This window comes from Chitinophaga agrisoli (assembly GCF_008386695.1).
In the GTDB taxonomy this organism is placed as follows: domain Bacteria; phylum Bacteroidota; class Bacteroidia; order Chitinophagales; family Chitinophagaceae; genus Chitinophaga; species Chitinophaga agrisoli.
In genome coordinates, this window is the sequence record NZ_VUOC01000004.1 from 2,228,679 (window position 1) to 2,241,172 (window position 12,494).

Consider the following 12,494-nt stretch of genomic DNA (forward strand, 5'->3'; position numbering starts at 1 on the left):
ATTGAATTTATGCTTTTATTCCTTCACTGCTTACAAACACCTGCGATTGCCCTTTTAAAGTAAACTCGCCGTTATACAGCGTCACATTGATCTCCCGGTCTGAGCGGTTCACCAGTTGTACGCCGCGCTTATCTACCGATATCTTTAACAGCGCGCCCCGGAAACGGATCTTAAACGCAAAGGACTGCCATTTAGCCGGCAGGAAAGGCGCAAAGCTGAGCCGCCCGTTCCGCACCCGCATACCGGCAAAACCTTCTACTACGCTCATCCAGGTGCCTGCCATGGAAGTGATGTGCAAACCATCTTCCGTATCGTTGTTATAATCATCCAGGTCCAGGCGGGAGGTACGCAGGTAAAACTCGTAAGCCCGCTGCTCATCCCCCAGCTTTGCCGCCAGGATAGCATGCACACAAGGCGATAAAGAACTTTCGTGCACGGTGCGCGGCTCATAGAAATCGAAATTCCGGCGCAGGGTCTCCTCATCAAACCGGTCTTCCAGGAAATAAAGGCCCTGCAATACATCCGCCTGTTTAATAAAACAGGAGCGCAGGATGCGGTCCCAGCTCCAATGCTGGTTCAGGGGCCTTTGTGCGGGATCCAGGTCCCTGGCCAGCACCTGCTCTTTATCCAGGTAACCATCCTGCTGCAGGAACACGCCCAGCGTTTCATCTGCCGGGTAATACATATGGCTGATGATATGCCGCCATTTTGCCATTTCATCCTGCTCGCGGAAATAAGTACGCATGATCACCTCCATATACTTATCCGGCGCCTGGCGTTGCACCTGCTCCAGCGCTTCCAGCGCATACTCCAGGCACCAGGCGGCCATGGTATTGGTATACCAGTTATTATTTACATTGTTCTCATATTCATTGGGGCCGGTTACGCCCAACATTACATACCGTTCCCGGTCCTGGCTCCAGTTTACGCGCTGCGCCCAGAAACGGGCAACGGCGATCAGCACCTCCAGCCCGTGATCCGCCAGGTAAAGCGCATCGCCGGTATAACGGATATAATTAAAGATGGCAAAGGCAATAGCGCCGTTGCGATGGATCTCTTCAAAAGTGATCTCCCATTCGTTATGGCATTCTTCCCCATTCATCGTCACCATGGGATACAGGGCCGCGCCATGGGTAAAACCCAGCTTAGCCGCGTTCTCTATGGCTTTGGGCAAATGGCGGTAACGGTACAGCAGCAGGTTGCGCGCTACCTGCGGGTCTGCCGTGGCCAGGTAAAATGGTATACAATAGGCTTCCGTGTCCCAGTAGGCGGCGCCGCCGTATTTCTCCCCTGTAAAACCTTTGGGGCCTATGTTCAGGCGGGCGTCTTCGCCGGTGTAGGTCTGGTGCAGCTGAAAGATATTGAACCGGATACCCTGTTGCGCCGCGGCATCACCGCTGATCACGATATCGCTCTCCTCCCATTTATGCGCCCAGGCGGCTGCCTGCTCTTGCAGCATCTGGTCAAACCCTTTTATAAACGCCTGTTCCACCACCTGGTGGCAGGCGCTCTTAAGCGCGTCTTTTGCATGGTTCTCTGAGGATAGGTTAGCGGCATATTTCAGGATCATGATCTCCTCCCCGCTCCTGGCAGACAGCACTACCCGGCTGGCTACATATTTCTCCGCTTCTACCGGCAGCATGGGCGATTCTGACGGCAAACCATCCCTGTACACCTGGAAACGCATGCCCGTGCATACTTCAAAACCCGTCTTTTTTGTGCGCATGGTCAGGTAGGCAGCGCCTTCCATGGCTTCGCGCTGCACTTCTTCCCAGAACTTTTCATCGTAGTTGGCGTCCTGGTTCTTTACATCGCCGTCTATAAATGGGGTGATGGTCAGCTGCCCATCAAAATTAATGGGCGTTATGGCGTAGCGGATAGCGCCTGCTTCATCATCCACAATGCTGCAGAAACGCTGCGTATGCACCTGCAGCTGTTTACCGCTGGGCAGGGTGGCCGTAAAAGAACGCTCCAGGTAACCGGCCTTCATGTTCAGCACGCGGCGAAAATTACGTACGGTACAGTTATGCAGGTCCAGCACCTCGTCATTGATACGGATATCGATGCCTATCCAGTTGGCGGCATTGAGCACTTTGGCAAAGTATTCCGGGTAACCGTTCTTCCACCATCCTACCCGCGTTTTATCAGGATAATATACCCCCGCAACATAATTACCGGGCAGGCTTTCGCCGGAATAAGCCTCCTCAAAATTGGCGCGCTGGCCCATACGGCCATTGCCAATACTGAACAGGCTTTCGGATACCTTGTTCAGATGAGGGTCAAATCCTTCCTCAATAATGTTCCATTCATCTACCTTGATATAATGTTTCATATGTTACTGTTGGCGTCACATGTTAACTAAGAGAGTTGTTCCAGGTTCATTTCATACAGGCCGGCCACTACTTCATCCGCGCCTGTTAATACAGTGGACTCGCCTATGCCTATGGCCTTCATACCGGCGGCTTTGGCGGCTTCAATACCCGCCACGGCGTCTTCAAATACCACGCAGCGGTCAGGCGTGATGCCCAGCAATGCCGCGCAGCGCAGAAAGACTTCCGGATCAGGTTTAGAGGCGGTAACGGCGTTACCGTCTACCACCACATCAAATAAGGGCAGTAGTCCCGTGCGTTCCAGGATGGTATGCGCATTCTTGCTGGCAGAGCCTAAAGCGGTTTTTATACCGGCCGCCCTGCATTGTTGTAAGAATGGTAATACGCCGGGCAGGATCTCCTGCGGCGTCATACGGTTGATCATGTTCACATACCAGTCATTCTTACGCGTGGCCAGTACCTGCTGCTCTTCCGGCGTTTTCTGTATACCGCCCCATTCCAGCATCAGCTGCAGGGATCGTACCCTGCTAATGCCTTTAAGACGCTCGTTCTGCGTTTCTGTAAAATCAAACCCCAGCTCATTAGCCAGGCGTTTCCATGCCTGATAGTGGTAAACGGCGGTGTCTACGATCACACCGTCCAGGTCAAAAATGCATGCCGCTATGCTCATAATCCTTTCTTTTACTTAAGCTCCAGCACCTGTGTAGTTAATGCTGGTACGGTTATAGTGCCCGTAATGGATTGTTCTTTTCCGGTGATGATATCAGTTGCGTGGCTGAACTGCTGCAACCGTTCTGTAAAGCGTTGGGTAACCAGGCTTTGTTCCTTATCGTTGGCGTTAACGATGATCATGACGGTCTTGTGATCATTATAACGGAAGTATACATACATCCCTTTTTCCGGCACATACTGCATCAGGCGGCCGGTTTGTAATACGCTGTCCTGCTTACGGTAATTGGCCAGCTTATGCACATAATCAAACACCTCATTCTCTGCAGCGGTACGGCCGGCCGGCTGGAATTTGTTCACGCTGTCACCTTGCCAGCCGCCTTTAAAGTCTTCGCGTACCAGCCCATCCGGGTTACTGAAATTCTTCATCAGTATCTCTGCGCCATAGTATAACTGCGGAATACCGCGGGTGGTGAGTAAACAACCCAACGCCAGTTTATACTTTGGTATATTCTCTCCTGCTACGGAAAAGAAACGGCTCAGGTCATGATTATCCAGGAAGGTCACATTGCGCGTGGCATCCTGGTATACAAAATCATTGGAAAGGGTGTTATATAAACCCGCTACGCCATCCTGCGCGCTGGTCTTAGTATTCACCAGGTCTGTCATGGCCCAGAGGAACTGGAAATCTGTTACGCCGGGCAGGTCTGTGTCAAAACCGCGGTTAATGGTATTGCCTTGTGTAAATACCGCCTGGTTAGGCACGCCATGCACAAAGGTCTCTCCAAAGAAACTCAGCTGCGGGTATTCCGCTTTTACGGCTTTCCCCCATTCCTGCATATAGGCGGCATCGTTATAGCCATAGGTATCCAGGCGGAAACCGTCTACACCGGCATATTCTATCCACCAGATATGGCTTTGCGTAAAGTAGTTGCGTACATAAGGGTTGGCCTGGTTCATATCTGGCATATGCGTATCAAACCAGCCATCCGTCATTAATTTTTTATCTGCGGCGGCAGCATAAGGATCAAACAACGGTTGTTCCCGGAAATTAGATCTTGTAAACACGGGCCATTGATGCACCCAGTCTTTAGAAGGCAGATCCAGCATGGTCCAGTGCCGGCTGCCAATATGATTGTGCACCAGGTCCTGGATCATTTTCATACCGCGTTTATGCAGCTCATCCACCAGTTTTTTATACAGCTCGTTATTGCCATAACGCCGGTCTATGCGGTAGTTCTCTGTAGCGGCATAACCATGATAGGAGGCGGAAGGCTGGTCGTTCTCCAGCACCGGGTTGAGCCATAATGCGGTAATACCCAGGTCCTGCAGATAATCCAGGTGATCGATAATGCCCTGCAGATCGCCGCCATGGCGGTAGTACATTGAGTCGCGGTTAAGGGTGGTTTGCTGCATCCCCTTTACGATATCATTGGTTTTATCCCCGTTGGCAAAACGGTCCGGCATGATCAGGTATACCAGGTCCTTGTTGGTAACGCCCTGCGCCCTGGCAGCGTTATCACGGGCTTTCAATGCATACTCATAACGGATCTCCTTTGCGCCCGTTTTGCTGAAGCGGAGCTGCATAGAGCCCGGCTTTGCCGATGCACCGATCTCCAGGTCCACAAACAGGTAATTAGGATTTTCCACTTTATGCACTTCTTTTAATGTAACGCCCGGGTAATCCAGCTGTACGTTACGCTCCGCAATCTTATCGCCATGTACGATCAGCTGCAACACAGGGTTGTGCATCCCCGTCCACCAAAAAGCGGGTTCAATACGTTCCAGGGCCGGCAGCTGGGCAAACAGGGTGGCGCCGGATAATAAAAAGATCGTGATCGTCAGTAGGCAAATTTTCAGTCTGGCCATAATCAATGATGTGCGGATGTGCGAATGTGCAGATGTGCAGATGATTGAATTTGCATATCCGCACATCTGCACATCCTTACATTGTTTAATATCCTGTGTTCTGGTTTAGATTCGGGTTAGCGGTCCTGTCGGCGGCGGGGATAGGATACAGCGTACGGAAATCTTCCACGCCTCTACCCTCCTTTACATTGCCTTTCCAGGGCCACAGGTAAGTAGCGCTGGTAAATTTGCCAAAGCGGATCAGGTCTGTACGGCGGTGCCCTTCCCAATGCAGCTCACGGCCTCTTTCTGCTAAGATAAAGTCAAGGGTAAGCTGTCCGCTGGTAATGTTACCGCTGGCATTGCCATAGGCGCGCTGCCGCAGCTGGTTCACATACTGCAGCGCAGTGGCGGCACTGCCGCCCGTACCACCGCGTAATACGGCTTCTGCATACATTAGATAGGCATCTGCCAGGCGGAACATGGGATAGTCCGTATCCGGGAAATCCCCTGTTTTGTCAGAGCCCTGTGCCCCCGTAACGGTGACATTGCGGAACTTGGCAATAGCATATCCATCGGTAAAAGTGAAAACATCATTGATCTCCAGTGACTGCCCCGGGCTATAGAACATAGCGCGTTTATCTGTGTTGCCGGAAGGGTCTGCAAACAGGTTTACAAAAGTCTTTGTGGTGCGCAGGCCGGCCCATCCGCCATTAATGCCAAAGGTAGCTGCATTCATGCTCCCCCCTACCGGCGCATGCACCAGGTAGGTCATGCCGCCATATGTTTTGGTACGGATGCCATCGTACGTAATGGTAAAGATCATCTCGGGCGAGGTATTGTTGTCTGCCAGGAACAGTTTACGGTACTGATCAGACAACGTGTACCCTGCACCGATGATCTTGTTGCAATAAGTAATGGTTTCCGTGTATTTCTGTTGTTGTGCATAAACTTCTGCATTCAGGTACAGCTTCGCCAGCAGCATCCAGGCGGCCGCTTTATCAGCCCTGCCGTATTCATTCTGACGGGCTTCTACCAGGTCCGGCTCAATGGCCAGCAGCTCAGATTCTATATAGCTGAACAGGTTTGCCCGGCTGGTCTGCGGCGGAAAAAAGGAGGCGCTTACCTGGTCATTCTCTGTAGAGAAAGGTACATTACCAAAAAGGTCCAGCGCATGCCAGTAAGCCAGCGCCCGCAGGAAACGGGCTTCCGCACGGAAATGTTTGGCCTCTTCCAGGTCAGTGCCGCTGATGCCATGGCTGCCCAGTTTATCATCCGTGGTTTCGCGGATAAACTCATTACATACCGCTATCTCGTAAAAGATACGGTCATAGGTAGCTTTTATAAACTCATTGGCGGAGGTCCAGGTCATCCGGTGATAATCCGGCAGGGTGCCATCATTCCAGGCAATCACCGCTTCGTCTGTAGGCAGCTCCTGCGCCTGCCAGTACTGGCGGATGTAGTTGGAAAAACCTTCGTCTATACCAGTAAGGTCTGGCTTGCCGGCAGGGCCCTGCTGCCCGCTGATGGCATAACCTGCATACAGCTTGGCCAGTATGGCTTTGTAGTTACCAAAATCGTTATATACGCTGGCAGAGGTCTGGTCATAGAAAGGCACGCGGTCCAGGTCCTTGGTACAGGATGACAGCATGGTGGCGATGCCCACCCCGCCTATTACCAGCCATTTATTGATATATTGCTTTATCATTGTTTTCCGGTTTTCTTCAATTAAAAATCAAGGTTCAGGCCCAGTGAGTATACACGCGGACGGGGATAGAATTTGTTGTCTATACCTTCGCCCACCAGGTTGGCGCCCACTTTATCATTACCCAGCTCAGGGTCTAAACCGCCATAGCCGGTTATGACAAATGCGTTCTGCACCGTGGCGGATACCCGCAGCCGTACCTTATCCCTGAACAGGTGTTTAAAGTTGTACCCCAGGCTAATGTTATCCATACGCAGGAAAGAAGCATTCTCTATATAGTAGTCAGAGAAGTACTGGCTGTTCTGGAATTTTGTGTCCAGAATGCTGGTAGATACGTTGGATAAATAGTTGGGGAAGGAGAAGTCCCGGTAAGCGCCACCGTTGGAGGCAGGGTTGTTATACACATAGTTGCCAATACTGCCGCGCATAGAGAAGCCTAATGTCCAGTCCATATAAGCAAACTGGGAGTTGAAGCCCATCAGGAATTTAGGCTGGGGCGATTTATAACGGTAACGGTCATCCGGCGTAATAGCGCCATCGCCGTTCAGATCTTCATACTGCCCTTCCAGCGGCGTACCATCTTTGTAGATCTGTTTGTACACATAGAAAGAGAAGGGAGAATACCCTACCGTATGGATCTGTATGGTATTACCTACACCGCCGGCAATAGTGCCCACCGGTATGCCCTGCGCTTTGGGATCCTGTACCTTGGTCAGGTTAGTGATCTCTACATGATTATAAGTAAAGTTGAAACCGGCATCCCAGCTGAAGTTTTTCGTTTGCACCGGTGTAGCATTCAGGGTAAATTCAAAACCCCTTGCTTCAATATTACCTACGTTGGTCAATAGTTGATTGGTAAGATTGGAGCCCGCTGCTACCGGTATTACACTCAGCAGGTCTTTTGTACGCTTGATATAATAATCCACGCTACCGTTGATCCGGTTATTCAGGAAACCGAAATCCAGGCCAACGTTATAGGTCTTTGTTTCTTCCCATTTAATGTTGGCGTCATACCCTTCCGGGCGTAAGGTCAGGTAGTACTGGCTGCCAAACTGGTATTGCGCCGTAGGATCGCCTATGGTGTAACGGGGCAGGTAGGGGTAATCGGTCAAGAGGCCGCCAAAATCCTGCTGACCGGTTTCGCCGTAACCGATACGGAGTTTCAGATCAGACAACACCTTTGCGTTCTTCAGGAAAGACTCCTGGTTAATGCGCCATGCCAGGGCTGCAGAGGGGAAAGTGCCCCAGTGCTCCCGGAAACGGGAAGAGCCGTCGCGGCGTACTGTAACGGTTAACAGGTAACGGTCCAGCAAGGTGTAGTTTAACCTGCCAAAAAAAGATACCAGTGTGTTCTGTGTTTTAAACGGCACACCGGGCGCGTTGATGGTATCGCCTTTCTCATTGAGATCAGGATAGGTAGGCTCGCTGCGGATAAAGTCCTGGTAGGAGTAGCCCGCGGTAGCGTCTATACGGCTGCTGATGCCTTTCAGATCCTTTGTATAGTTCAGGTAAAAGTCCAGCAGCTTGTTGTTCCTGGTCTGGGAGTAGGCTTTATCCGTACCACCCCGGTTAAACACATTGGCGGCATAGGCCGGTATTACGTTGCGGCCTTCGCTTTTGGAAACATCGTAACCTAAATTGAGGTTAGCCCGCAGCTCCGGCAGAAAATGGAACTTGTAGTCAAACTGTATATTGCCTAAGCTCCTTTTCACTTCGCCCTTATCCGTTCTCAGCTCCAGCATACTCAAAGGGTTGCGGGTAGCCAGCGTGTAGGGCGCTCCATCCGGACTGGTAGGGTCTATCCATTCAAAATAGTTACCAAATTTATTGTTGACATGGATGGGCTGTGTGGGATCAAACTGCGCGGCGGCGTTGATGGCGTCCTGGTCTGCAAAGCGGCTGTTGGTGATAGCGCCCCGCACGTTCACATCTATTCTCAGGTGATCATCAAACAGGCGCGGGCTCAGGTTGATACCAGCAGATTGCCTGCGCAGGCTGCCGGTCTTGAGGGTACCGTCTTGTTTGGTGAAACCTATTGAAACACGGTATGGCAGCGATTTAAAAGAGCCGCTTAGGCCCAGGTTATTATCGGTGCCAAAAGCGGTGCGATACAATGCATCCTGCCAGTTGGTATTAGCCGTGCCTAACAGCTGTTGCTGTGCAGCATTGGCATGCTCCTTTACCACCTGCCGGAACTGGTCGCCGGTTAGCACCGGTACAATGCCTTCCCTTTTGTAAAGGGAATTTACCGTGCTGAAATTAACGCGCAGCTGATCGCCCGCTTTACCTTTTTTGGTGGTGATGATGATCACCCCGTTGGAAGCGCGGGAGCCGTAAATAGCAGTGGCGGATGCATCTTTCAGGATGTTGAAGGATTCTATATCATTTGGGTTGATGAAGCTCAGTGGGTTGGAAGTGCCTTTTACTTCCGCATTATCCAGCGGTACGCCATCCACCACGATCAGGGGATCGTTGCTGGCATTCAGGGAAGCGCCGCCACGGATCCGGATCCTGCTGTTTGCGCCGGGAGCGCCGCTGTTGGACGAGATCTGCAGGCCGGCTACCTTACCCATGATCAGTTGTTCCGGGGTAGTGATAGGCCCTTTGTTAAAATCCTTGGAACTAACCGCAGTGATGGAGCCGGTAAGATCGCTTTTCTTTTGCGTACCATAACCCACTACCACCACCTCGTTAAGGCCTTTGGTGTCTGCGGTAAGCTGGAACTCCTGTTGTAAGATACCGTTTACATTAATGTCCCTTTCAATAGGCTGGTAGCCTATCATCCTTACTACAATGGTAAGGGGGCCGTTGTTGGCGGTAAGCCGGAAACTGCCGTCCGGCGCAACAATGGCGTTCTGGTTGGTGCCTTTGATATACACCGCGGCGCCAGGTATGGGCTGGCCTGTTTCATCCGTGACTTTACCGCTGATGGTCCCTGTTTGTGCATAGGTGATAAGGGAGAACGCCATACAGCACAACAGTACTACATACTTTAGGAGGCGTGGTTTTTGCATCTGTGAAATTTTTGTATAGATTTCAGTTTACTCGGGAACGATACCGGGAACGTTCCCGAAACGTGGTAAAAAAATATTACATAACGTAAAACGAAGGTAAGGAAATTTTGATACCACCAAAAAAAATTACGGCGGAGGGTTGGATTGCAATCGATAGCTACCTCTGGAAATTAAGCTGGCAGGGGATTTGCCTGCATGTAAATGAAATGCAATCGATAGTTACGGATAAAATTAGCTAACAGGGGATTTTCCCACATGTAAAAAGTACCCCGCATTTGGTGGTAGGGAGTAACGTTTACATGCAGTTGCAGTAACGTTGCTAAGCAGTTGCGAAGCAATTACGCACTTATTTGTGTTCCGCCCGTATATGCGGAAATAACCGTACATTTAAGAACGGCATTCCATGTTTGACAATGCAATAAGCGCTTTGATAATTTCCAGTTAACACCCGGGTAAACCATGCCCCGGTACTCTTTTTGACCAGTATACCCTGAAAGCATCCATTAAAACAGCATTCACATGAAATGTGTCATTTTGCCCCTGGCTTTTGTACTTGTATTGATAGCATTTACCCCTCCCCGCGTGCTGGCACAGTCCGCTCCCATGTATGATATTGTGATCAACGGCGGCAGGGTCATAGACCCGGAAACCAAGCTGGATGCCCGCAGAAGCATTGGTATCATTGGCGGCACCATCGCTGCTATCTCTACCAAAAGGCTGATGGGCAAACGTATGATCAACGCCACCGGCTGGATAGTAGCCCCGGGGTTCATTGACCTCCACTCCCATGGGCAAAGCATTGTGGCGGACCGTATGCAGGTGTTTGACGGCGTTACCACCGCGCTTGAGCTGGATGCCGGTACTGCCGCGGTAAAAGAATGGTATGATACACAGGCCCAAACCGGCCGGGTGCTTAACTATGGGATGGCAGCAGGATGGAACCCTGCCGACAGCGCCGCCACCCCCACCCTGGCCCGCCTGGAACAAGGCCTGCAGGATGGCGCGCCGGGTATTGGTATAGACAGCGGCGATCTTGCCACAGCTACGCTGCGGCCTATCTACGCGCTGGCGGCAAAATATAAAGTGCCGGTATTCCAATGCACCGGCAATAAAGCAGCTACCGTGCAACAGATCATCACGCTGGCGGCAGCTACTGGTAGCAGCGCCCACCTCTGTTATGCTGGCAGTGCGGATGTCAGCACCGTTACAAACCTGGTGCTGCAAGCCCGGGAAAAAGGCCTGCCCATTACCCTGGAAACGCATACCTATGGCCCCTGCGATACCGCCGCGGCAGCCGCCCAGATTGCCGCCACCGCCCGTAATAATGGCGGCAACAGCGTAAGATATCCGCTCTACATCACATCCGCCAGGAATAACCACTATACAGAAACGCCTATAGACGCTTATATAGATGATGCGCTGGTACTACTGCCCGGCGCCAGCATAGGCAGCGGCGGTAAACCATGGATAGACGCCAATACCGGCCAGCCGGTAGACGCCTATATGTGGCCATTGCCCGTAAACGCTTATGCGCCACCGGCCGGCGCAGGCACCTATACCCGCCTGCTGGGCTACTGGGTACGGGAACGCAAGGCCCTTAGCCTCTCAGAAGCCATCAGCAAATCATCGTTATTACCCGCGCGTATAATGGAAAGAGCTGTGCCACAGCTACGTAAAAAAGGCCGGCTGCAAAAAGGGATGGATGCAGACCTGATCGTATTTGACCCCGGCACCGTCAGAAGTATGGCCAGCACTGTATACCCCTACCGCCCGGCGGCAGGCGTAAAATGCGTGATCATTAACGGCGTAACCGTTATCACCAATGGCGAATTAGAATTAACAAGGCCCGGAAAAGCGATCAGGAGAGCGGTAGCGGAAACCCGCTTAAATGGGAGAACAGCAGCAGAATGATCTTACATGGTAGATCTGCGGGGCATGATCTTAGATTTTAGCACCACATGCTCATGCGCCGGCTCCCCACTTTCCAGGGATTTGAACAGCAGCTGCGCGGCATGCACCCCCAGGTCACGGGCAGGCTGCGTAATAGTAGTAAGGGAAGGGTTCAGCAATGGGGCTATTTCCAGGCTGGAGAAACTGATCACCTTCACCTTCTTGGGGATATTAATACCCAGGTCCTGGCATACATAATAACTGGCAATGGCCAGGCGCTCTACCGAAGCAAATAACCCATCCGGTTTGATGGTGGTCAATACCTTAGAAAGGATGTTATAATTCTTTTTGTGATCATTGCTGCAGTCTATGATCAGCTCTTTTTTATATGGGATCCCTGCCGCCGCCAGCGCATCTACATAACCCTGCAAACGCATTTTACCAATGGACAGGCTTTTGTTGATCACCAGGAAGGCCACTTTCCCGCAACCCGCATCAATAAGATGTTTGGTGGCATTAAAGCTGCTTTCATAGTCATTGGTGGTTACCTTGGCAACATCTATATCATCATACACCCGGTCAAAGAACACCAGGGGCATATGCTTTTTCTTTAGCTTATTGAGGTAATTATGGTCTTTAGACTCCCCGGAAGCCGACATAATGATCCCATCTACCCGGCCATTGGAAAGATCATCTATAAACGATACTTCCAGCTGGTACTCATCATCCGTTACATAGATAAGGGTATGGTAGCCCTTACTGCGCGCTATCTTTTCAATTCCCTTAATAGCCTGGGAAAAGAAATTATTGGCCAGTTCCGGCACTATAATGGCAATGGTATTGCTCTTTTTCTCGCGGAGGCTGCTGGCATAGAGATTGGGCTGGTAATTTAATTCCCGGGCCCGCGCCAGGATACGCTCTTTTGTCTGGGCATTGATATCACTGTTACCACGGAAGGCGCGCGACACAGTGGAAGTTGACAAATTGAGGTCCCTGGCCAGTTCTTTTATATCGATCTTATCCATACGATCTTCCTAT

Annotated in this window: 7 protein-coding genes; 1 reads left to right on the forward strand and 6 read right to left on the reverse strand. The window is 51.2% G+C overall.

The annotated features are described in order from the left end of the window. Positions 1 to 7: 7 nt before the first annotated feature. From F0L74_RS27935 to F0L74_RS27955, 5 genes are all read right to left on the reverse strand, one after another. Positions 8 to 2,332: a glycoside hydrolase family 65 protein gene (locus F0L74_RS27935; RefSeq protein WP_149841188.1), complete on the reverse strand. Its 2,325-nt coding sequence runs from the start codon at positions 2,330 to 2,332 to the stop codon at positions 8 to 10. 26 nt (positions 2,333 to 2,358) lie between these two features. Then, on the reverse strand, positions 2,359 to 3,000 hold the full coding sequence (gene pgmB, locus F0L74_RS27940) for a beta-phosphoglucomutase (RefSeq protein WP_149841189.1): 642 nt from the start codon (positions 2,998 to 3,000) through the stop codon (positions 2,359 to 2,361). Between the two features lie 11 nt (positions 3,001 to 3,011). Next, entirely contained in the window at positions 3,012 to 4,868 is a 1,857-nt protein-coding gene (locus F0L74_RS27945; RefSeq protein ID WP_149841190.1) for a glycoside hydrolase family 13 protein, read from the reverse strand. Between the two features lie 85 nt (positions 4,869 to 4,953). Beyond that, positions 4,954 to 6,555: a RagB/SusD family nutrient uptake outer membrane protein gene (locus F0L74_RS27950; RefSeq protein ID WP_149841191.1), complete on the reverse strand. Its 1,602-nt coding sequence runs from the start codon at positions 6,553 to 6,555 to the stop codon at positions 4,954 to 4,956. A gap of 20 nt (positions 6,556 to 6,575) precedes the next feature. Next, positions 6,576 to 9,566 (reverse strand): SusC/RagA family TonB-linked outer membrane protein, encoded by a 2,991-nt coding sequence (locus tag F0L74_RS27955; protein ID WP_149841192.1) that lies wholly within the window; start codon positions 9,564 to 9,566, stop codon positions 6,576 to 6,578. A gap of 519 nt (positions 9,567 to 10,085) precedes the next feature. On the opposite strand from F0L74_RS27955, the gene F0L74_RS27960 reads away from it, so the two are divergent. Continuing rightward, positions 10,086 to 11,477 carry an amidohydrolase family protein gene (locus F0L74_RS27960; protein ID WP_149841193.1) on the forward strand — a complete coding sequence of 464 codons (1,392 nt, stop codon included), beginning with the start codon at positions 10,086 to 10,088 and terminating at the stop codon, positions 11,475 to 11,477. Between the two features lie 2 nt (positions 11,478 to 11,479). On the opposite strand, the gene F0L74_RS27965 is transcribed toward F0L74_RS27960, so the two are convergent. After that, the gene (locus tag F0L74_RS27965) at positions 11,480 to 12,481 is read right to left on the reverse strand and encodes a LacI family DNA-binding transcriptional regulator (RefSeq protein WP_149841194.1); all 1,002 of its coding nucleotides are present in this window, start codon (positions 12,479 to 12,481) and stop codon (positions 11,480 to 11,482) included. Positions 12,482 to 12,494 lie beyond the last annotated feature (13 nt).